This is a genomic window from Rathayibacter sp. VKM Ac-2929, assembly GCF_022815495.1.
GTDB classification, from domain to species: Bacteria; Actinomycetota; Actinomycetes; order Actinomycetales; family Microbacteriaceae; genus Rathayibacter; species Rathayibacter festucae.
Genome location: NZ_JALGRV010000003.1, coordinates 743,517 through 764,283, shown reverse-complemented (window position 1 = coordinate 764,283; position 20,767 = coordinate 743,517). Strand labels below are relative to the sequence as shown.

The window sequence follows — 20,767 nt, the reverse complement described above, 5'->3', positions numbered from 1 at the left end:
GGCGGCGAGACCTCCCTCGAGAACCTCGTCTCGCTCTGCACCTCGCATCACCATCTGCGGCACGGCGACCAGTGGACGTACGACCAGGTCGACGACGTGACGATCGTGTGGACGAGCCCCACCGGCCGGCGGATCAGCAACCGGCCGCCCCCACTGCCCGGGCGGCCGCCGGACCCGCCGCCGAGGCCTCGGTTCGACACCGTACCCGCGCCGTTCTGACGGTGGGTGGATCTCGATACGCCCGCGAGGCGGGCTACTCGATCAGCATGCAGCGCCTTCATGGCGCATCAGCCCGCAGCGCCTGCAGCGCCTGCAGCGCGCGTCGGTATGCGCCCCTCATGCTGGTCGAGTAGCGCGCAGCGCGTATCGAGAACCGACCCCGCCAGACAGTGGACCTCGTACGCCCACTCCCCGAGCGGCTCGGACGACGCTCGGAAGGCGCGTGCGCCGACGCCGTCCGGCACGCTACGCTCATTACTCAGCCAGCTGACTAATCGAGGAGCGACATGACCGCCACGACATCCCCCACCCGCGCGGACCGGATCCGGCAGTCGACCGTCGCCGTCAGCGCCGTGCTCGCGGTGGTCGGCTCGTTCATCGGCTCGGGAGCAGCAGGCGGCACGCAGATCCAGGACGCCGCCGGCGGCGCGCTGTCCGCGTCCTCGACCCCGGTCGCGCCTGACGGACCCGCCTTCGCGATCTGGAGCGTCATCTACACCGGCCTCCTCGGCTACGCGATCTGGCAGTTCCTGCCGTCGCAGACCACCCGCACCCGCCACCGCCGGCTCGGCTACTGGGCCGCCGCGAGCCTGCTGCTGAACGCCGCGTGGATCCTGGTCGTGCAGGCCGGACTGCTCGCGCTCAGCGTCGTGGTGATCGCGCTGCTCCTCGCCGTGCTCGCGCGGATCTTCGTGCTCCTGCGCACCACCCGCACCGACGGCGTCGTCGACGCGGTCCTCACCGACGGCACGTTCGGCCTCTACCTCGGCTGGGTCTGCGTCGCGACGGTCGCCAACGTCACGGCCGGCCTCGTCGGCGCGGGCATCGGCAGCGCCGACGGGCCCGGCGCCACACCCTGGGCGGTCGTCGTCCTGATCGTCGCCGCCCTGATCGGCGTGCTGATCGCCGTCACCGGTCGCGGCCGGATCGCTCCGATGCTCTCGCTCTGCTGGGGCCTGGCCTGGGTCGCGGTCGGCCGCTTCTCCGGCGAGCTCGTGTCGATCCCCGCCGGCACCGCCGCGCTGATCGCCGCGGCCGTCGTGCTCGTGGCGACGCTCCTGCTCCGCGTCACCGCCGCCCGTCGCACCGGCACCGCGCGGGTCGCCGCGGCCTGACGCCTCCGCTCAGGCCGCCGGGAACGCGCGCCCGACCGCCGCGCGGAGCAGCGCGCGCCGCCGCTCGTGCTCCGACGCGGCCTCCTCCGCCGTGGCGGCGTAGACGTTGCTCACCGGCGACCACGCCATCGACATCGCGATGACGAGCGCCATCACGTCGAACGGGTCGGCCGCGACGCCCACCGTGCCGTCGGCCTGAGCGGCGCGGATCGCCTCGAGCTTGCCCTCCTCGCGCACGCGCGCCTCGTCGTCGGCGACGAGGTGGCCGGCCGGGCGGCGCTCGAGGCGCGCCCAGGTGGCCAGCCGGATGAGGTCGGGGCGGCGCAGGTACTCGTCGTAGAGGCGGACCGCCCAGTCGCCGAGATCGGACGGGTCGATCGGCACGACGTCGACGATCCGGTCGAGCGACGCCTCGAAGACCGCGTCGAAGAGCAGCTCCTTGCTGGTGAAGTAGGAGTACAGCTGCGCCTTGTTGCTGCGAGCCTCGGCCGCGATCCGGTCCACCCGCGCGCCGGCGATGCCGTAGCGGGCGAACTCGGCCGTCGCCGCCGCCATGATCCGCGCACGCGTCGCCTCGCCCTTGCCGGTGGCCGGTGTCGCTCCCATCCCTCGAGACTACCGACCGGTCTGTTCTCCGCCGCCCGCCGGTGCTAGCGTCGATAAAACAAACCGGTTAGTAGAAACGAGCGCGCCATGACCAGCACCACCGCCTACGCGGCCACCGCCGAGGGCGACCTCGCTCCCGCCGCCATCGAGCGGCGCGCCCTCCGCCCCGACGATCTCGCCGTCCGCGTCGACTACTGCGGCGTCTGCCACAGCGATCTGCACGCCCTCCGGACCCACGCCGCGCACTCCGCCGACCCCGCCGCCGACGCCGGCCCGCTCGTTCCGGGTCACGAGTTCGTCGGCACGGTGCTCGCCGTCGGCGAAGGTGTCACGGCCTTCTCCCCCGGCGACCCCGTCGCGGTCGGCAACATCGTCGACTCCTGCGGCGCGTGCGACATGTGCACGGCCGAGCAGGAGAACTTCTGCCGAGAGTTCCCGACCCTCACCTACGGCGGCACCGACCGGCACGACGGCAGCACCACACTCGGCGCGTTCTCGCGCGAGTACGTCGTCCGCGACCGCTTCGCCTACCCGCTGCCGGCCGGCCTCGACCCTGCGGCCGTCGCTCCCCTGCTCTGCGCGGGCGTCACCGTCTGGGAGCCGCTGCGCGCGCACTCCGTCGGCCCCGGCTCGCGCGTCGGCGTGGTCGGGCTGGGCGGCCTCGGCCACCTCGCCGTGAAGCTCGCCCGGGCGCTCGGCGCCGAGGTGACGGTCTTCACGACCTCGGCCGCGAAGACCGCCGACGCCCTCGCGCTCGGCGCCACGCGGGTCGTCGTCTCCCGCGACGAGGAGGCGATGGCCGCGCAGCGCGAACGCCTCGACCTCGTCCTCGACACGGTCTCGGCCGCGCACGACCTCGCGCCGTACTTGCACGTCCTCGCCCTCGACGGCGCACTGAGCGTCCTCGGGATGCTCGCACCGGTCACCGTGGACGTCACCGACCTGCTGATCGGGCGGAAGAGCCTCACCTCCGGCGGCAGCGGCGGCACCCACAGCACCCGCGAGTTGCTCGCCTTCTGCGGCGAGCACGGCATCACCGCCGACGTCGAGGTGCTGCCCTCCGCGCAGGTGGGCACCGCACTGGAGCGTCTCGCCGCGAACGACGTCCGCTACCGCTTCGTCCTCGACCTCGCGGACCTCGACGGCGCCGACTGACCGCCGCCCGCCGAACGACCCTGCGACCGCCGTCTTCTCGAGGAGACGAACTCCGCCCTCGCAGGATCGGCGGATGCCCCGCGGTCATCGCGCGCGCAGCGCTCGCACCCCGTCAACGGTGATCGCCCCGGCGCGCCGACGCTCTCGCGTCCCGTCCGGGGCATACGAGAAGAACGTACCCGTTCGCGGAGGACTACTCCCGCTCCAGGCGCGGACCGCTCATCGAGAGGACGTGGGACGGGGCACGTTCCCTCCGCAGACCCCGTCGCGCGTCCGCTCGCGACGCGCGAGCCGCGCGAGTGGACGCAGGACGGGCGCTGCGGAAGCTGCAAGGCCCGTCGCGCGTCAACTCGAAGCCGCCCCGGGCCGGGCCCGCGTCAGGCCCGAGCCGACGCCACCGCGCGCGCCAGCGCCGGGCCGTGCGCCGCCAGCACCAGGTCGCGCACCGCCGTCACCGGCAGCGACCCGGCGCCGGCCGGCAGCAGGTCCGCGTCCGAGGTCAGCACCAGCGGGGTGTCCGCCGCCGACACCGGCAGGCGGCCGTGCGTGCCGCGCACCAGCGACGCGTCCAGCGGCACGAGGTTCATCGCGTAGCGCAGGCCCAGGGCCTTCTTCGCGAGGTTGCCGGCCGCCTTCGCCTTCACGAGCTTGTCGGCGGGGTCGAAGAACAGCTCCGCCGGGTCGTAGCCGGGCTTGCGGTGGATGTCGACGCCGCGCGCGAAGTCCGGCGCGCGATCGTCGTCGAGCCAGTAGTAGTAGGTGAACCACGCGCCCGGCCGCGCCACCACGACGAGCTCACCGGAGCGCTCGTGGTCGAGGCCGTACCGCGCCTGCGCCTCGCGGTCGAGCACCTCGTCCACCCCGTCCAGCGCCTCGAGCAGCGAGCGCACCCGCGGCAGATCGGCGGCGTCCGGCACGTAGACGTGCGCGATCTGATGGTCCGCCACCGCGAAGGCGCGCGACGTCCACGGGTCCAGCTGCTCGCGGCCGTCCTGCACGTACACCTCGAGCAGTCCCGCGCGCCGCAGCGCCCGGTTGACGTCCACGGGGGTGTCCGCCGCCGCGATCCCGTACTCCGCGACCACGACGACCGACGCGCCGAGCGCCTCCGCGTCGTCGAGCAGCGGCGCGAGCACCACGTCGAGCTCGGACGCCGCCCGCCGCGCCTCGGGCGAGTCCGGCCCGAAGCGCTGCAGGTCGTAGTCGAGGTGCGGCAGGTACGCCGTGGTCAGCTGCGGCGGGCCGGAGCCGTCGCCCGCGAGCACGTGCCGGGTCGCGTCCACCATCCACTGCGTGGAGCGCAGCGACGCGGTCGGCCCCCAGTACTGGAACAGCGGGAAGGCGCCCAGCTTCCCGACCAGCTCGTCGTGCAGCGCCGGCGGGCGGACGTAGGCGTCCGGCGACTTGCGGCCGTCGGCGTGGTAGATCGGCCGCGGCGTGACCGTGACGTCGGTCGTCGCTCCCATCGCGTACCACCAGCCGATGTTGGCGGCGCGGTAGGGCTCGCCGTCGGACAGCCGGCGGGCCGTCTCCCAGACCTTCTCCCCCGTGACCAGGCGGTTGTGCTGGCGCCAGAGGTGCACCTCGCCGAGGTCGCGGAAGTACCAGCCGTTGCCGACGATCCCGTGCTGCGCGGGCATCGTGCCGGTGAGCATCGACGACTGCACGCTGCAGGTGACGGCCGGCAGGATCGTGTCCAGCGGCAGCTGCCCGCCGGCCCGGGCGAGCCGGGACAGCCGCGGCATGTCGGCGAGCGCCGTCGCGGTGAGACCGACCACGTCGATCAGCAGCACCGGCGTCACAGCGCGACCTCCTCGGCGACGAGGGCGGCGACCGGCGGCACTGCGGCACCCTGCTCCAGCACCGCGGCGCGTGCCTGCGGCGTCATCAGGTGCTCCGCCGCCCAGGCCAGTTCGGCCCCGATGCCGACCGAGAGATCGCTCGGCGCGTCCGCGAGCACCGCCCAGGTGTAGGTCTCGACGTCGAGGTGGATCTCGTCGTACGGCCAGGCGGCGTCGACGGCGGAGACCGCCTCGGCGAGCACCGCGGTGGTCGCCGACAGCGGCGCGGCCGGCCGGTGGTGCAGCGGCACGTGGAAGTGCACGCGCCAGGGTCCGGCGCCGGGCAGCGTGTCGAGCGCCTCGGGCAGGTCGTCGACGCGGAGCACCCCGCCCGCGCCGTTCTCGCGGGTCTGGTGCAGGTAGCGCTTCTCCACGAAGGCCCCGACGGCGGCGCGGGCGGCCGGATCCGCCGGGTCCGCGACGTGCAGCGCGGCCGAGGCCTGCACCTTCACGACCCGGAGCCCCGCGTCCCGGATCCGCCGGACGGCAGCGGCGGGGTCGGCGAACGACACCGCGAGGTGGCAGGTGTCGAGGCAGACGCCGACGTAGGCCGGGTCGACCAGGCCGATCCGCGGGTGCAGCCAGGCGACGACGTCCTCGACCGTGTCCAGGATGCAGCCCGGCTCGGGCTCGATCGCCAGGCGGATCGCGTGCCCGGTCGAGCGCCGCAGCTCGCGCAGCTCGTCGACCAGCAGCGCGAGCTGCCGTACCGCCGCCGCGTCCTGCTCGGCGCCCCAGCCCTCGCGCCAGCCCAGGGGCAGCGTCGAGATGCTGCCGTCGGCGCCCGCGGGCAGCAGATCGGCGAGGATCCGCGCGCAGTCGATCGTGTAGGCGAGGCGCTCGGGGGTGGTCCAGTTGGGCCGGTAGACGTCGAGCTTCACCACCTCGGCGTGGAAGGCGGCGTAGGGGAAGGCGTTGAGCGTCCGCACCTCGAGGCCGTTGCGCTCGAGCGCGGCGCGCAGCACGGCGCGGTCCTCGCGGCTGGCGACCAGCCGGGCGGCGAGGTCGCGCGGGATCCACAGCCCCACGCCGACGGTGTCGAGCCCTGCGGCGGCGCGGGCGGGCCCGGCGTAGACGTCGAGCTGGCGGACGACGCCCTCGAGGTCCTCGGCCGGGTGGACGTTGGTGCAGTAGGAGAGGTGCATCAGACGACCTCCGCCACGCGCGGCGAGCCCCGGAGGATCGAGTTGCCCTCGAAGCTGCGCCCCATGGCGTCGACCGCGTCGAAGCCCGGGATCGGGTCGAGGTTCAGCCGTCCGCTCTGCCCGTAGAAGTCGATCGGGTTCTGCCAGAGCAGCCGGTCGACCTCGGCGGCGCTGAAGCCGGCGACGAGCAGCAGGTGCCCGGTCTTCGCGGTGGTCAGCGGATCGGAGCGGCCCCAGTCGGCGGCGGAGTTGACCAGCACGCGGTCCAGGCCGATCCGCTCGACGAGCGTCACCAGCCGGGTCTCGTCCATCTTGGTGTCCGGGTAGATCGAGAAGCCGAGCCAGCAGCCGGAGCCGAGGACGAGGTCGACGGTCGTCTCGTTGAGATGGTCGACGACGACGAGGCCGGCGTCGATCCCCGACTCGGCGACGACGTCGAGCGTCTGCTGCGTGCCCGCCGCCTTGTCGCGGTGCGGGGTGTGCACGAGCACGGGGAGTCCGTGGTCCTTCGCCAGCTCGAGCTGGTGGCGGAAGACCGCGTCCTCCTCCGCGGTGAGCGAGTCGTAGCCGGTCTCGCCGACCGCGACGACGCCGTCCTTGGCGAGGTAGCGGTCGAGCTCGGGCAGCACCTCGCGGCAGCGCGGATCGTTCGCCTCCTTGGGGTTCAGGCCGATCGTGCAGTGGTGGCGGATGCCGTACTGCGCGGCGCGGAAGCGCTCCCAGCCGATCAGGGCGTCGAAGTAGTCGGTGAAGGAGCCGACGCTGGTGCGCGGCTGGCCGAGCCAGAACGACGGCTCGACGACGGCGCGGACCCCCGCGTCGTGCATCGCCTGGTAGTCGTCGGTGGTGCGGGAGGTCATGTGGATGTGCGGGTCGAAGATGCGCATCGTCGCGCCTTTCTCGTGAGGGGTCGTGATGGTGTGCGGGGCCGGAGGTCGTGTCGAGGGACGCGCCGGGGTCCCTCAGCTCGGCAGGAGCACCGCCAGGTCGTCCGGCACCGTGCGGCCGGCGGCGCGGCGCTCGTCGGCGAAGCGGCCGGCCATCGCGGCGAGCTCGGGGTCGCTCCGCCGCTCGAGACCGGAGACGGCCGCGAGCGGGACGCCGCAGAAGACGAGCTTGAGCACGCCGTGCCGCCAGGCGTGCGCGTCGAGGTGCTCCTCGGCGAAGCGGCCCATCGCCGCGGCGACCAAGCGGGTGTCGTTGGCGCGCAGGGCGTCCGCGATCAGCTCGCGGCCGGCCGCGGCGACCGGCTCCCCCGCGCGGCCGGCGGCGGTGAGCGCGTGCAGCCCGACCAGCACGCCGCGGCGCTCGGCGTCGTCGCCGTCGCGGTAGAGGCGGAGGAGCAGGGCGGCGAGGTCCTCGTCGTCGAGCGCGGAGGCGGCCGCCGCGATCAGCGCCGAGCGCGCCGCGTCGTCCTCGGTGCCGTGCACGAGGCCCTGCGGATCCGTGTCCGGGCGGAGCGGCGCGCGGCCGGCCTCCCGACCGGCGGCCGGGAAGAAGCGCTCGATCCGCCGCGGCTGCTCGCGCAGGACGGCGCAGGCGCCGGCGGTCCAGGAGTGCTGGGGCGACTCCGCCCCGGTCCCCCGGGTTCGGATCGCCGCTCGCATCGCCGCGAGACTCGCGACCGCGAGGCGCGGGGCGTCGTGCGAGTGCCGCGGCAGCTCCACGGCGGCGATCCCGCGGTAGCCGATCTCCTCGAGCGTCGCGAAGGCGGCCGCGAGATCGAGCGCGCCGGTGCCGAGCGCGAGGTGCTCGTGCCGCTCGGGCAGCATGTCGTCGACCTGCACGTTCACCAGCAGGCCGGCCGCGCTGCGGAGGGCGGCGACGACGCCGTCCGGCTCGACGACCACGCAGTGGCCGAGGTCCACGGTGAGACCGAGCGCCTCGGGATCGCCGAGCTCGCGGCGCAGCAGCAGTGCGTCCGCGACCGTCTCGACGAGCATGCCGGGCTCCGGCTCGAAGCCCAGCCGGACGCCGTAGCGCTCGGCCTCGGCGACGACGCCGCGCATCCGCTCGACCAGGAGCCGCCAGCCGCGGGCGCGCTCCATCCCCTCGGGCAGCACGCCCGACCAGAGCGAGACGGCGTCGGCGCCGAGCAGAGCGGCGATCTCGATCGCGCGGTGCAGGAAGGCCAGGCGCGGGCCGGCCTCCTCGTCGACCAGGGTCGGCCGGTGCTTCACGAACGGATCGAGGAGGTAGCGCGCGCCGGTCTCGATCACCACGCGGAAGCCCAGCTCGTCGAGCCGTCGACGCAGGGCGAGGGTGCGCTCGCGGACGTCGTCGGCGAACGGGTCGAGGTGCGGGGTCCCGAGGGTCAGCGCCACCGCCCGGTAACCGGCGGCGTGCAGCACGGTCAGGGCGTCGTCGAGGGTGTGGTCGGCGAAGCCGTTGGTGCCGTAGCCGAGGACGGGGCCGGCCTGGTCGCTCTCCTGCCCGCTCATGTGATGTCCGCCGAGACCCTCGGGCGCCGCAGCACGACGGCGCCGAGCGCGTCGAGGCCCAGCAGGGCCGCGCCGAGCTCCGGCCGCCGCAGCCCGGCGAGCGCCGCCTGCAGCGGGACCATCCCCGCGATGCCCGAGCGGGTGGCCGTCCGGGCCGAGGCCGCGTCGGGCGTCCGCGCGGCCCGCAGCTGCGGGACCAGCACGAGCGCGATCCAGCGCGCGATCGCGACGGCGACGACCGCTCCGATCGCCGGGCCGCCTTTCGCCCGGACCGCCCCGATCCCCAGCGCGAGCGCGAGCGCGGCCGTGCCGGTCGCCGCCGCTCCCGCGAGGGCCGGGCGGGTGCCGTGCACCTCGCCGCGCGAGAGCACGGTGACGCCGAGGGTGTGCGCCGCGACGGCGGCGGAGGCGGGAGCCGCCGCGCGCACACCACCCGCTCCGGCACCGAGCAGCACGTCGAGCCCGCGGCACGCCGCCATCACGACCGGCCCGAGCGGAGTCGGCTTGGCCAGCAGGTCGTACGACCAGATGCTCGCCGCGAGCGGCACGCTCAGGAGGAGCGAGCGGCGCCCGTCCACCAGTGCTGCGACCGCGATCCCCGCCCCGGTCAGCCCGGCCGCCAGCCCGAGCGCGGCGCCGCGCCGGATCCGCCCCGACGGGATCGGCCGCTCCGGCCGCTCCAGCGCGTCGAGCTCCGCGTCCGCGTAGTCGTTCAGCGCCATGCCCGCGGAGTAGAGGAGCGCGGACGCGAGCGGCAGCGCGACGGTGCGCGCGCCGGGCGCCCGGCCGGCCCAGGCCGCTCCGGCCACCGTGTCGCCGAGCACCGAGAGCGCCGCCTTGGCGCGCACGAGCTCGAGCCAGTCGCGCAGCTCAGCCATGGCGGATCGCGCCGCCCGCCACGAGCGAGCGCTGAGCGACGGCCGCCCCGGTGCGGGCCGACCAGGCGACCAGCTCGGCGGTCTGCTCCGCGAAGCCGTGCACGTCGCTCCCCCACGGGTCCTTGAAGAAGAAGCCCATTTCGGCGACCGGGCCGGAGATCCCGGCCGCGTCGGCGAGCGACATCAGGCGCGCCAGGTCCAGGATCAGCGGGGCGGCGAGCGCGGAGTCGTAGGCCGACCAGATGGTCTGCACCGTGATCCGCGAGCCGAGGAACCCCTCCGCGTGCACGTGGTCCCACGCGGTCTTCACGTCGCCGAGGTCCGGCACGTTGTCGATGTGCAGCGGAGTGACGACCTCGTCGCCGAGCAGGCTGCGGAGCCCGCGGTTCTTCGAGACCAGCTTCGAGCGCACCGCCTCCGGGTCGGCGAGGGTCTGCCCGTCGCCGCCGCCGAGCAGGTTCGCGCCCGCCCAGGACAGCACGCGCATCCCGCGCGCCGTGAACATCGGCGCGAGCACGCTGCGGAGCAGGGTCTCGCCGGTCTTGCCGTCCTGTCCCGCGATCGGGATGCCCGCCTCCGCGGCCCACTCCTCCAGCGCGGGCAGCGCCAGCGCGGTGGAGGGGGTGAAGCAGACGTAGGGCGAGCCGGCGGTCACCGCGGCGAGCGCGGAGATCGAGCTCGGCGGCAGCACGGTCTCGCCGGGCCGGGCCAGCGCGGCGCGCAGGGCGGCGAGGTCGTGGAACTCGGGGCGGTCCTGCGGCAGCACCTCGGTGGAGGCGACGTCGATCACGACGACCCGGGCGAGCGCGTGCCGCTCGCGGAACTCGACGATGTCGGCCGCCTGACGATCGATCTCGTCCTGCTGCGAGCCGCCCTCGACGCCGAAGGAGCGCCGGATCTCGCGGTCGGTCGCGTCGAGCCGGTCGGCGACCTCGGCGACGACCGAGGTCGGGAACATCCCGCCGGCCGCCAGGCCCATCGCCTTCTCGAGCAGCGGGGTCGACGAGACGTCGTGCCCGCCGATCACGATCGCGTCGAAGCCGGCGAGCGGGACGTCCTCGAAGGCCGGGGTCGCGGTGGCGCAGCCGTTGCTGGGAGCGGCGCCCGAGGCGATGGCGTGCAGGCCGACGGCGGCCGTGGTGGCGACGCTGCCCCGGGCTCCGATCAGCCAGAGGCCGATGCGCTCCTGCTGCGGGGCGCGGTCGGCGGCGGTGGTGGTGCCGGTGGTGCTGGTGGTGTCGGACGAGGTCATCGTTCTCTCCTGTCTGTGGACTTCATTCGTGGGGAGGTCGTTCGGGGCATGTCGTTCGGGGGGAGGCCGTTCGCGGGGAGGTCGTTCGGGGGGACGTCATTCGGGGTCTCCCTGCGCGTCGAGATTGCGTCACCTCGCGGCGACTGCTTTCCTCAGGTGTGCCGAGCCGCCACCCGATCTCCCGAGCAGTCGCCTGCCGTCGCCCGGACGGCGCTTGCACGGACGGCGGGCGCTCCGCGTGAGCGGGCGGGCCGGCTCGCAGACCGGCGACCTGCTGCGGCTCTTCGCCGACGGCCGTCCGCGCACCCGCGCGGAGCTGGTCGAGGAGACGGGACTCGCCCGCACGGCGGTGATGACGCGGCTCGACCTGTTCTTCGAGCTCGGCCTGATCACGCACCTCGACCGCGCGCCGTCGACCGGCGGCCGTCCGTCGGCGCGGCTGGTCTTCGATCCGTCGGTCCGCGCGTTCCTGACCATCGACCTCGGCGCGACGCACTCGACGATCGCGCTGACCGACTTCGACGGCCGCATCGTCGTCGAGCGCCGCGAGGAGCTCGACATCGCGCAGGGCCCGATCCGGGTGCTCGACCACGCGCTCGACGTCTGCGACGAGATCCTCGCCGATGCGCACCTGGCGCCCGAGGCGCTGGCCGGCTTCGGCCTCGGCGTGCCCGGCCCGGTCGAGCACGCGAGCGGCCGCCCGGTGCGCCCGCCGATCATGCCCGGCTGGGACGGCTTCGACATCCCGGGCTACATCCGCCGCCGCGTCGACACCACCGTGCTCGTCGACAACGACGTGAACCTGCTGGCCCTCGGCGAGCGCGCCTCGCGCTTCCCGCACGCGCAGGACCTGATCTTCGTGAAGATCAGCACCGGCATCGGCTCGGGCATCGTCTCGGGCGGCGTCCTGCAGCGCGGTGCGCTCGGCGCGGCCGGCGATCTCGGTCACGTCCAGGTGCCGCGCACCGCTCCGGAGGCGGCGGACGGCCGCGACGGCGACCTCGAGGCGCTCGCGAGCGGCGGGGCCCTGGTGCGCGCGCTGGCCGAGGCGGGCCGCGACGTGCACTCGGTCCGCGATCTGCTGGCGCTCCTGCGCGACCGCGACCCGGAGGCGATCGAGGCGGCGCGCCTCGCGGGCCTGCAGATCGGCGAGGTCCTCGCCACCTGCGTGAGCCTGCTGAACCCGTCGGTGATCGTGCTCGGCGGCAGCGTCGCGCTCGCCGCCCCGGAGATCCTGGCCGGCGTGCGCGAGGTCGTCGACCGGCGCTCCCTGCCGCTGGCGACCCAGCGCCTGCACGTGGTGACCGCCGAGCTCGGCGGCAGCGGCGGCGTGCGCGGCGCGGCGCTGATGCTGCGGCAGCACCTCCTCGGCCCGAGCAACGTCGACGCGTTCCTCGAGCAGCTCCGCGAGCAGAGCCTCGCCGAGCGCTGAGCCTTCGCCGGCGACTGGCGCCCCGGCGACGACGGAGGTCAGGAGCGCACCCCCGCACGGTCGGAGGCGGAAGGGTCGGTCGTCTCCCGCGAGATGCCACTTGTGAGCTCGACACGCCGTGAATCCTCGTCAGAAGTGGCATCTCGCGGAGTCGCGGAGGCGCCGGTCGTCGAGGCACCGGCCACCGCAGCGGCGACGGCGGCGTCGATCCGCCGCTGCTCGCCCGCGGCGCGGCGGCGGCGGCGCACGACCGCCAGCACGATCAGCCCGATCAGCAGCGCCAGCAGCAGCAGCGCGCTCCACGGCACGGCCGCGGTCGAGGCCTCGGAGGAGACGGCGGCGACCTCGGGCACGGCGGCCGGGTCGGTGGCCTGCCCCGCGAAGTCGGCGGTGACGACGGTGCCGGTCAGCGCGATCCGGGCGGTCGCGACGAACAGCGGCCAGACCCCGGCGACGGTGACGCTCCGGCTGGTCGAGCTGCCCGGGAGCAGCTCGGGCAGCGGCTCCGGATCGGTCGCGGCGACGCTGCCGAGGCCGAGGAGACCGGAGACCGCGAGCTCGGCGCCCGGGGCGAGGCGGGTGTTGCCCGCGTTGGTGACGGTGTAGTCGATGGTGGTCGTGCCGGGGGCGAAGGGGTTCCACTCGCCCTGGTACGAGACGGCGAGGCCGTCGACCGAGAGGCGCGGGGCGAGGTCGCCGCCGACGCGGAGGTACATCCGCGAGCCGAGGCGGCGGTCGACCGAGACCCCGGTCTCGCCCTGGACGAGGACCGAGGAGACGACCCCTGCGGCGTAGTCGCCCGGCACGGCGTCGGCCGGCACCTCGAGCTGGAACGGGATCTGCACGCTCTCGCCCGCGGGGACGACGACGTCCGGGGCCTCGAAGGAGATCCAGCTGCCCAGCTGGGTAGACGGCTCGGCGGCCGGCAGCAGATCGAGCTGCCCCGCCTCGGTGAGGAAGCCGTCGGAGCCGTAGACGCGGAAGGTCTGCTCCTCGTCGTCGTAGTTGGAGACGATCAGCGCGTCGCTCAGCTGCCCGCCCGGCTCGAGCGCGTAGGCGTAGTTCGGCCGGTCGCTGCCCTGCTCGGTGTCGGCGGGCCGCACCCCCCAGGTGACGGCCGAGCTCGCCTGCGAGCTCGCCGTCTCCGCGAGGGCCTGCGCCGGCAGCACGGCACCCGCGACCCCCACGACGAGGAGGACACCGAGCGAGCGGAGTGTGGAGCGGAACATCATCGTCCAGCCTTTCGAGGGGGTGGGTCCCTCCGCGAGATGCCACTTGTGCACGCGACACGCCGTGTCAGGCGTGCACAAGTGGCATCTCGCGGAGGAGGAAGGAGGGGGGCCGGCCGCCGGGGCTCCGGCGGCCGGCCGAGGGTGGCTAGCCGAGCGCGGTGAGCGTCAGCGTCGCCGTGTAGGTGCCGGTTCCGACCGACAGCGGGAGCTGCAGGTCGAGGTCGGCGCCGAGGACCGAGGATCCGGTCGGGTGTCCGGCCGCGGCGGAGCCGAGGACGCGGGCGGTGGCGAGGCCCTCGCCCGAGACGAACCCGGAGACGACGGGGGCACCGGCGACGGCACCGCCCTCGTTCTCCAGGACCTTGGGGGTCCAGCCGAGGTACTTGCCCGAGACCGTCTGGTCGCCGGCACGGAAGTCGCTGATCTGAGCGGTCACCGACCACTCCGGTCCGGACAGGCGCGAGTCGGTCACACGGACCGGCACGAGCTCGCCCGACGCGGCGAAGTGGTCGCCCTGCTCCTCGGCGACACCGAGGTTCACCAGGTTGCTGGTGCCCTCGAGGCTCCAGGTCAGCTCGCCCTCGCGCGCGTCCGGCACGATGACCGCGACGGCCTGGTCGCCCTGCGCCGCAGCGCCGGCGGCCGTGCCGGTGAAGTCCCCGTCCACTCCGGCGGCGGTGTTGCCCGCGCCGAAGTTGACCGCCGGAGCGTTCTCGGCGAGCGTGATCCGCCCGCCGACCGTCGAGCCCGCGAGCTGGACGTTGCCGGAGTTGCCCGAGAGCACGAGGTTCCCGCCGACGGTGTTGCCGAGCGCGGCCGCGGAGCCGTCCTCGTTCGCGCCGAGGAGCACGCCGCGCGAGGATCCGCTGACCGTCAGCGAGCCGCCGACGATCGCGCCGCCGACGCTGACGCCGAAGTCGCTGCCGGCGAAGGTCGCGTCGCCGCCGACGCTGGTGCGCGCCACGTCGACGTAGTTCGCCGCGTCGGTGCTGACCGAGCCGTCGACCGAGACGTCGCTGAGCTCGACGTCGATGCCGCCCGCCTCGACCATGCCCGCGACGGTGAGGTCGCGGAGGTAGAGGAAGCCGGCGCGCGAGCCCTCGGAGAAGGACACGACGTCGCCGCCGACGCTGGTGCCGTCGATCGAGATGCCGTACGCGTCCGTGCCGATGACGTCGCCCTCGATCGTCGCCGAGGTGGCGTCGAGCCAGGCGTCGTCGCCGACGGTGATCGAGCCCTGCACGACGACGTTGCCCAGCACGCAGGTCTCGCCGGCGGCGACGGTCAGGTCGCCCGCGATCGTCGTGTTGCCGAGCTCGGTCGTGCAGTCGGTCGTCGCCGCGAAGGCGGACGGCGCGGCGACCATCGCGAGGGAGGCGGCCGCGAGGACCGCCGTGGTCGTCTTCCACTTCATGGGGGTTCTCCTCGGTGCGCCGGTGCGCGTGGTGGTGCGGGGAAGGGAGGGGGCGGTGCGCCCGCGCTCAGCCACGGAGGGCCGCGATCGCGTCGTAGCTGCGAGCCGCGCTGCCCAGCGAGTTCGCCGGGTTCGGCGGCGTGGCCTGGGTGGGCGCCGTGTCCTGCTCCCAGACGCCGTAGCGCTGGCCGCGGTCGCGCAGCTCCGACAGGAACGCCTGGTACGGCAGGTTGCCCGCGCCGAACTCGACGATGTCGTAGCCGTTGGTGTTCGCGTTGTTCGTCTTGCCGTCCTTGAGGTGCAGGATCGGGTAGCGGCGCGGATTGCGCTTGATGTAGTCGAGCGGCTCGAAGCCCGGGTAGAGCTTCTTGCCCACGTAGGCCCAGTAGACGTCCATCTCGAGGTAGACGTGCTTGGGGTCGGTGTTGTCGTAGAACACGTCGTAGAGGCGCGTCTTCGGGTCGTCCGAGCCGAAGGCGAACTCGCCCGCGTGGTTGTGCTGGTAGAGCTTCATGCCCGCGGCCGTGACCTGGGCGCCCCAGGCGTTCCACTCGTCCGCGGCCGCGCGGTAGCCCGCGACGGTGTTGACGTTGGTCGGGGCGTTGCCGGTGCCGAGGTGCGGGGTGCCGAGGATCTGCGCGATCTCGATCTGCTTCCCCAGCTCCGAGCGGAGCAGGTTGGTGCCGACGTGCGAGCCGACGGCCCGCAGGCCGTTGTCGTCGAGCAGCTGGCGGATCTCCTGGGGGGTGATCGCGCCGACGTTGCCCTGGGTGTAGCCGGCGAACTCGATCTCGCTGTAGCCGATGCGGCCCAGCTCCTCGAAGACGGCGCGGAAGCCGAGCGACGAGACCTTGTCGCGGACGCTGTAGAGCTGGATCCCGATCCGGTTGATCGGGACGAGCCGGTTGGCGCCGGACGAGGGCGCGGGAGCGGCGAGGGCGCCGGGCGCCAGCGCGCCGGCCCCGACTCCGACGGCGACCGTGGAGGCGGCGAGCGCCGTCATCAGCGCGCGTCGGCTCATCGGCTTCGCCGTGATGGATCCGTGGTGGTGGTGCATTGTCTCTCCTTCGAAACGGAACATGCAGATGGATCAGGGGGGGGCCGGCCGGCCCGGGCTCTCGGCGCGAGCCGGCCGGTCCCGCCGCGGCTACTGCTGGACGGTGAGGTTCAGCAGGCTGGACGCGGCGTTGGTGTTCGCCGTGGCGGTGTGGGTGACGGTCAGCTTGTAGCTGCCCGCGGCGAGCTTCGGCAGGGTCACGACGACCTTCCCGTTCTCGTCGAGGGTGCCGGTGAGCATCGCGACGGTGGAGAGGTTCCTCTTCACCATCACGGTGACCTGCCCGGTCCCGGCGACGCCGGTCGACGTCGTCGACTCGACCGAGACCTGCGCGCTGGCGCCCGGCTTGACCGGGTTCGGCGAGACGGTCGCGGTGAGCACGGAGTCGGCCTTCGACACGATCAGGCGGGCGGTGCCGGCCGACGCCTTGAAAGTGCCGTCCGCTCCGTACGCCGCGCGGAAGGTGTGCGTCCCGGCCCCGAGGGTCTGCGGCAGGGCGATGGTCGCCTTCCCGCCCTCGAGGGCGCTGCGGCCGATCTCGGTGTCGCCCTCGTAGAGGACGACCTCGCCGCCGGGGGTGCCGCCCTGGCCGGAGACGGTGACCGTCGCCGATCCGGGAGCGCCGAAGGTCACGCGCGGGGCGCCGAGCGCCACGGTCGTGGTCGAGTCGACGGTCGGCGCGTTCCCCGCGGCGAGGTCGATCGTGAACGAGACCGTGCCGACCGCGGAGACGTTGCCGCCGGTGTCGGTGGCGCGGTACTGCACGGTGCGGGCGCCGTTGGTGGTGAAGGGCACCGAGTAGGCGCCGTTCGCGGCGCGGACCGTGGTCCACGTCGTCCCGTTGTCGACCGAGTACTGCACGCTGGCGAGCGCGCCGTTGTCGGCGGCCGCCAGGTTCAGGTTCACCGCGCGGTTGTAGACGCCGCCGACGCCGGTGGGCGCTGCGGGGTCGAGGGTCGCGCTGACGGTCGGCGCCGTCGCGTCGCCGGCACCCGCACCCTGGAAGGTGAGGGAGTCGAGGGACAGGCCGGAGGGCGAGGTCACGTAGAGCGAGCCGGTGCCGGTCGGCTGGCCGGAGAACGGCACGAGGACGTCCTGCCAGCCGGCGCCGGCCGGGATGGTCGCCGTTCCGAAGGGCGCCGCGTCGGCGGCGTTCCAGCGGAGGTCGACCGTGCCCTCACCGGTGGCGCGGACCACGACGCCGGTCAGGTTCGCGAGGTTCACCGGGTCCCAGCGCAGGAAGGATCCCGCACCGAGTCCGCTGACCGCGTTGCCGCCGCTGGCGGTGGTGTCCGCGTAGGGCAGGACGCCCTCGCGGGCGGCGTGCTCCGCCTCCTGCGTCTTCGGGTTCAGCCGCAGCGTCGCCTCGGCCGCGGCCGGGGGCAGTCCGTTGTAGCCGGCGTCCGTGTAGGTCACGACGACGGTGCCGTAGAGCAGCGCGCCCGGGCCGTGCTCGGGCGAGTCGGCGGACGTCGGGAACGCTCCCGTGGCACCGGTGCCGGTGACCTCGGGGTGGGCGTGCTCGTCGTGGCCGAGACCGTAGGTCCACGCCACGCGGCTGCCGACGATCTGGTCGCCGTCCTCCGCGTCACGGCCGGTCACCCGGTAGGGGATCGCGTCGCCCCACTCGAAGAACGAGCCGTTGCCGGGCGTCGTGATCTCGATCTGCGGCGCCTGGTTGCCCACCGAGATCACCCGGGAGGTGAGGCTGAACTTGCCCTTGGCGTCGGTGACGCGCAGGCGGGCCGTGAACTGGCCGAGCTCGGTGTAGGTGTTCTCCACGGTGACGCCCGTGGCGTCGAAGGTGCCGTTGCCGTCGAAGTCCCAGTCGTAGGTGAGCGCGTCGCCCTCGGGGTCGGAGGATCCCGTGGCGTCGAACGTCACCTCGAGCGGCGTCTCGGAGGCGGACAGCGGCGTCGCGGTGAAGCGCGCCTGGGGGGCCTTGTTGCCCTCGGCGTAGTCGATCCGGTACAGGCCGGCGTCGGGGTTGGCGCGGAAGAAGCCGTCGCCGTACTCGAGCACGTACATCGACCCGTCGGGGCCGAACTCCATGTCCATGGGGTTGTCGTGGATCGGCTGGTTGCGCGAGCTCAGCGCCGTGTTGGGCAGGAAGTCCTCGATGTGCGTGACCGCGCGGTCGTCATCGAGCGTGAACGCCGCGATGTAGTCCTGCGAGAACTCGCCGAAGAAGGTCTTCTCGTTCCAGTAGGCCGGGAACTTCGATGTCGAGGTGTTCTCCTCGTCGAAGTGGTACACCGGTCCGCCCATCGGGCCCTGGCCGGTGCCCGTGCCGAAGTTCACGAGCTCGTCGAACGGCTGGTCGCCCGGGTTGTCGCCGTAGTAGACGGTCGCCGGCGTGGCCGCCGGGATGTCCACGAGGCCGGTGTTCCAGCGCGAGTTGTTCTTCAGGTTCTGCGGGTCGAAGAAGCCGCGGGGCGTCGCCGTCTCGAAGTCCCACTCGTTGTACGGCAGGTTCGGGCCGTGCACGTAGGGCCAGCCCGAGTTCTGCGGCTGGTCGAGTCCGGTCGCGTTCCACTCGACGAGACCCATCGGGCCGCGCACGCCGTCGGCCGCGGCGGCCTTCGTCGCGTCGGGACCGTAGTCGCCCCAGGAGAGGGTGTTCGTCTCCGCGTCGACGTCGATCTTGAACGGGTTGCGCACGCCCATCACGAAGATCTCGGGACGGGTCTTCTCGGTGCCCACCGGGAAGAGGTTGCCCTCGGGGATCGTGTACGAGCCGTCCTCCTGGACCGTGATCCGGAGGATCTTGCCGCGCAGGTCGTTCGTGTTGCCCGCACCGCGACGCGAGTCGAAGCCGGGGTTCATGCCGGGCGCGTCGTTGTTCGGCGCGAAGCCCGCGGCCCCCGGAGCGCTCGCCGGCGTGTTGTCACCGGTCGAGAGGTACAGGTTGCCGTCGGCGTCCCAGTCGAAGTCGGCGCCCACGTGGCAGCACTGCCCGCGCTGCGCCTCGACCTCGATGATCTTCTGCTCGCTCGCCAGGTCGAGACCGGAGCCGGTCCACTTGAACCGGGAGAGGCGGTTGACGCCCTTCCACTGGTCCCAGTAGCTCTCGTCCTCACCCGCGGGGAGCATGTTCGGGGCCGCACCGGTCGGCGTGCCGCTCTGGGGCGCGTAGACCAGATAGACCCACTGGTTCTCGGCGAAGTCGGGGTCGACGCCGACGCCCTGGAGCCCGTCCTCCGAGTTCTGGTAGACGGGGATCGTGGCCACGACGCGCGTGGTGCCGGTCTTCGGATCGGTGTGGCGGATCTCGCCGTTCCGTGCCGTGTGGAGGACCGACTTGTCCGGGAGGACGGCGAGGTCGATCGGTTCGCCGACGTTCTTCGTCAGCAGCACCTTCTCGTAGTTGCTCCAGTCGAGCGCGGACTCCGCGCCCGGCTCCGAGCCGTGGTCCACTCCGTCGTGGGCCGAGGCGGGCAGGCCGAGGGCGGTGAGTCCGGAGACCGTCACCATCCCGGCGATGCCGAGGGCGAAGAGAGACCTGATGCTTCTCTTCGTGGATCGCTTACCATTCATGCGTGATGTGATTCCTTCAACGAGGTGTTCATCGCAGAGGCCGGATCCGTCTCTGTCCGCACGACGTGCGGATCCGGTCTCCTCTGGTCGGCCTGTGGGCCGATGTCTTCGTCATCGCCTCCTCTCGCGGGATGCTGTCGCGGCGCCGGTCGCTCCTCTTAACAGGTCGCTCCTCTTAACAGAGGGGCGGTTCCGGCTGGTCCGGGCCGGCGCGGGGTCTCCCCCGCGCCGGCGGGTCTGTGGGCCGGTCGGATCAGTGATCCGAGCGGATCAGTGGATCAGGACTCGAAGGCCGAGGGCAGGTACTCGGCGACGTTGTCCTTGGTGACGACCGGAGCGAAGAGCTGGATCTGGCGCGGGACGCCGAGCGAGGTGGTGTCGCTCATCGACTTGTTCTGCTCGATGAGGCGGGCGAGCTTGATGCCGTCCGCGGCCTGGGTCGAGGGGTAGACGACCGTGGCCTTGACCACGGAGTCGTCGGCCTCGATCGAGCGCATCACGTTCGCCGAGCCGGCGCCGCCGACGAGGATGAACTCGTCGCGGCCCGCGGTGTCGATCGCGGCGAGGACGCCGACGCCCTGGTCGTCGTCGTGGTTCCAGATCGCGTCGATCTGCGGCGCCGCCTGGAGGAGGTTGGCCGCGGCCTGCTCGCCGCCCTGGACGGTGAAGTCGGCGGCGACGCGGTTGTCCACGTCCAGTCCGCAGCCCGAGAGCGCGTCGGCGAAGCCCTGGCTGCGGTCCTGGGTCAGCGGCAGCGAGTCGATGCCGGCGATCTCGGCGACGACCGCGTCCGGGTTGTCGCCGAGCTGCTCGCAGAGGTAGGTGCCGGCGCTGACGCCCATGCCGTAGTTGTCGCCGAGCACCGTCGAGCGGGCGGCGAACGGGCTGGAGAACTCGCGGTCGACGTTGATGACGGTGATGCCCGCCTCCATCGCCTCGGTCGCGACCTCGGTCAGCGCGGCGCCGTCGATCGGCAGCAGCACGATCGCGTCGACGCCGTCGTTGATGAAGGTCTCGACCTGGCTGATCTGCAGGTTCACGTCGTTGGTGCCCTCCGCGGTGCGCAGCTCCACGTCGTCGTACTTCTCGGCCTCGGCGATGGCCGCGCGGCTGACGGCGCCCATCCAGCCGTGGTCGGCGGCGGGAGCGGTGAAGCCGATCACCACGGTGTCGCCCGAGGCGTCGTTGTCCGAGGCGGCGACCGCGGCGGCGGTGCCGCCGCCGGAGGCGTTCCCGGTCTCGACGGGGGCGTTGGAGATGCAGCCGGTGAGCATCAGCGCGACGGCGCCGAAGGCGAAGCCGGCGGTGCCCAGGCGGGCGGTGCGGCCCAGTCGAGTGGTGCGGCCCAGTCGGGTGGTGCGGTCCAGGCGGGAGCCGGAGGGGTGGCGAACGGACATGGAAGTGATCTCCTTCGATGGATCCATGAGGGGCCGCAGGGCACAG

Annotated in this window: 15 protein-coding genes and 1 pseudogene; 4 read left to right on the top strand and 12 right to left on the bottom strand. The window is 73.5% G+C overall.

The window, feature by feature from the left end; all coding sequences use genetic code 11:
• Positions 1-219: pseudogene (locus tag MT355_RS12540) on the top strand (HNH endonuclease); the annotation flags it as partial.
• A gap of 287 nt (positions 220-506) precedes the next feature.
• Entirely contained in the window at positions 507-1,334 is an 828-nt protein-coding gene (locus tag MT355_RS12535; RefSeq protein WP_243599783.1) for a tryptophan-rich sensory protein, read from the top strand.
• A 9-nt stretch (positions 1,335-1,343) separates the two neighbouring features.
• Here the strand turns inward: MT355_RS12535 and MT355_RS12530 are convergent, their stop codons facing one another.
• A complete protein-coding gene (locus MT355_RS12530; protein ID WP_243599782.1) occupies positions 1,344-1,940 on the bottom strand; it encodes a TetR family transcriptional regulator in 597 nt (198 codons plus the stop codon).
• Positions 1,941-2,027: 87 nt separating this feature from the next.
• Between MT355_RS12530 and MT355_RS12525 the strand changes: the two genes are divergently transcribed.
• A complete protein-coding gene (locus tag MT355_RS12525; RefSeq protein ID WP_243599781.1) occupies positions 2,028-3,095 on the top strand; it encodes an NAD(P)-dependent alcohol dehydrogenase in 1,068 nt (355 codons plus the stop codon).
• A gap of 377 nt (positions 3,096-3,472) precedes the next feature.
• Here MT355_RS12525 and MT355_RS12520 read toward each other — a convergent pair whose 3' ends face one another.
• The 6 genes from MT355_RS12520 to MT355_RS12495 form a co-directional block, all read right to left on the bottom strand.
• Positions 3,473-4,897, bottom strand: a complete 1,425-nt coding sequence (locus tag MT355_RS12520; protein ID WP_243599780.1) for a nucleotide pyrophosphatase/phosphodiesterase family protein — start codon at positions 4,895-4,897, stop codon at positions 3,473-3,475.
• Positions 4,894-6,081: a metabolite traffic protein EboE gene (eboE, locus tag MT355_RS12515; protein ID WP_243599779.1), complete on the bottom strand. Its 1,188-nt coding sequence runs from the start codon at positions 6,079-6,081 to the stop codon at positions 4,894-4,896. The genes MT355_RS12520 and eboE overlap by 4 nt, the downstream gene beginning before the upstream one ends.
• Positions 6,081-6,968, bottom strand: a complete 888-nt coding sequence (locus tag MT355_RS12510; protein WP_243599778.1) for a TatD family hydrolase — start codon at positions 6,966-6,968, stop codon at positions 6,081-6,083. The genes eboE and MT355_RS12510 overlap by 1 nt, the downstream gene beginning before the upstream one ends.
• A gap of 75 nt (positions 6,969-7,043) precedes the next feature.
• Positions 7,044-8,522, bottom strand: a complete 1,479-nt coding sequence (locus tag MT355_RS12505) for an EboA domain-containing protein (protein ID WP_243599777.1) — start codon at positions 8,520-8,522, stop codon at positions 7,044-7,046.
• Positions 8,519-9,400 carry an SCO3242 family prenyltransferase gene (locus MT355_RS12500; RefSeq protein ID WP_243599776.1) on the bottom strand — a complete coding sequence of 294 codons (882 nt, stop codon included), beginning with the start codon at positions 9,398-9,400 and terminating at the stop codon, positions 8,519-8,521. Before MT355_RS12500 ends, MT355_RS12505 begins: the two co-directional genes overlap by 4 nt.
• Positions 9,393-10,652: an inositol-3-phosphate synthase gene (locus tag MT355_RS12495; RefSeq protein WP_243599775.1), complete on the bottom strand. Its 1,260-nt coding sequence runs from the start codon at positions 10,650-10,652 to the stop codon at positions 9,393-9,395. Before MT355_RS12495 ends, MT355_RS12500 begins: the two co-directional genes overlap by 8 nt.
• A gap of 238 nt (positions 10,653-10,890) precedes the next feature.
• Here MT355_RS12495 and MT355_RS12490 point away from each other — a divergent pair, with 238 nt between their 5' ends.
• Complete coding sequence (locus tag MT355_RS12490) at positions 10,891-12,084, top strand: ROK family protein (protein ID WP_243599774.1); 1,194 nt, start codon at positions 10,891-10,893, stop codon at positions 12,082-12,084.
• A 38-nt stretch (positions 12,085-12,122) separates the two neighbouring features.
• Here MT355_RS12490 and MT355_RS12485 read toward each other — a convergent pair whose 3' ends face one another.
• The 5 genes from MT355_RS12485 to MT355_RS12465 all read right to left on the bottom strand — a co-directional run bounded on the left by MT355_RS12485 (position 12,123) and on the right by MT355_RS12465 (position 20,721).
• Positions 12,123-13,313, bottom strand: coding sequence for a DUF916 domain-containing protein (locus MT355_RS12485; protein WP_243599773.1), 1,191 nt, complete (start codon positions 13,311-13,313; stop codon positions 12,123-12,125).
• Positions 13,314-13,461: 148 nt separating this feature from the next.
• Complete coding sequence (locus tag MT355_RS12480) at positions 13,462-14,730, bottom strand: hypothetical protein (protein WP_123444620.1); 1,269 nt, start codon at positions 14,728-14,730, stop codon at positions 13,462-13,464.
• Positions 14,731-14,797: 67 nt separating this feature from the next.
• Complete coding sequence (locus MT355_RS12475) at positions 14,798-15,787, bottom strand: sugar phosphate isomerase/epimerase (protein ID WP_243599772.1); 990 nt, start codon at positions 15,785-15,787, stop codon at positions 14,798-14,800.
• A gap of 90 nt (positions 15,788-15,877) precedes the next feature.
• Positions 15,878-19,324 (bottom strand): PQQ-dependent sugar dehydrogenase, encoded by a 3,447-nt coding sequence (locus MT355_RS12470; RefSeq protein WP_243599771.1) that lies wholly within the window; start codon positions 19,322-19,324, stop codon positions 15,878-15,880.
• A 278-nt stretch (positions 19,325-19,602) separates the two neighbouring features.
• Positions 19,603-20,721 (bottom strand): substrate-binding domain-containing protein, encoded by a 1,119-nt coding sequence (locus MT355_RS12465; RefSeq protein WP_374204655.1) that lies wholly within the window; start codon positions 20,719-20,721, stop codon positions 19,603-19,605.
• Between the last annotated feature and the right edge of the window lie 46 nt (positions 20,722-20,767).

Bases quoted from the DNA above. Each gene is read 5' to 3' on its own strand.
- MT355_RS12530 (WP_243599782.1), bottom strand. From the start codon at position 1,940: ATGGGAGCGACACCGGCCACCGGCAAGGGCGAGGCGACGCGTGCGCGG.
- MT355_RS12535 (WP_243599783.1), top strand. From the start codon at position 507: ATGACCGCCACGACATCCCCCACCCGCGCGGACCGGATCCGGCAGTCG.
- MT355_RS12495 (WP_243599775.1), bottom strand. From the start codon at position 10,652: ATGACCTCGTCCGACACCACCAGCACCACCGGCACCACCACCGCCGCC.
- MT355_RS12480 (WP_123444620.1), bottom strand. From the start codon at position 14,730: ATGAAGTGGAAGACGACCACGGCGGTCCTCGCGGCCGCCTCCCTCGCG.
- MT355_RS12525 (WP_243599781.1), top strand. From the start codon at position 2,028: ATGACCAGCACCACCGCCTACGCGGCCACCGCCGAGGGCGACCTCGCT.
- MT355_RS12510 (WP_243599778.1), bottom strand. From the start codon at position 6,968: ATGCGCATCTTCGACCCGCACATCCACATGACCTCCCGCACCACCGAC.
- MT355_RS12465 (WP_374204655.1), bottom strand. From the start codon at position 20,721: ATGTCCGTTCGCCACCCCTCCGGCTCCCGCCTGGACCGCACCACCCGA.
- MT355_RS12475 (WP_243599772.1), bottom strand. From the start codon at position 15,787: ATGCACCACCACCACGGATCCATCACGGCGAAGCCGATGAGCCGACGC.
- MT355_RS12500 (WP_243599776.1), bottom strand. From the start codon at position 9,400: ATGGCTGAGCTGCGCGACTGGCTCGAGCTCGTGCGCGCCAAGGCGGCG.
- MT355_RS12505 (WP_243599777.1), bottom strand. From the start codon at position 8,522: ATGAGCGGGCAGGAGAGCGACCAGGCCGGCCCCGTCCTCGGCTACGGC.
- eboE (WP_243599779.1), bottom strand. From the start codon at position 6,081: ATGCACCTCTCCTACTGCACCAACGTCCACCCGGCCGAGGACCTCGAG.
- MT355_RS12470 (WP_243599771.1), bottom strand. From the start codon at position 19,324: ATGAATGGTAAGCGATCCACGAAGAGAAGCATCAGGTCTCTCTTCGCC.
- MT355_RS12485 (WP_243599773.1), bottom strand. From the start codon at position 13,313: ATGTTCCGCTCCACACTCCGCTCGCTCGGTGTCCTCCTCGTCGTGGGG.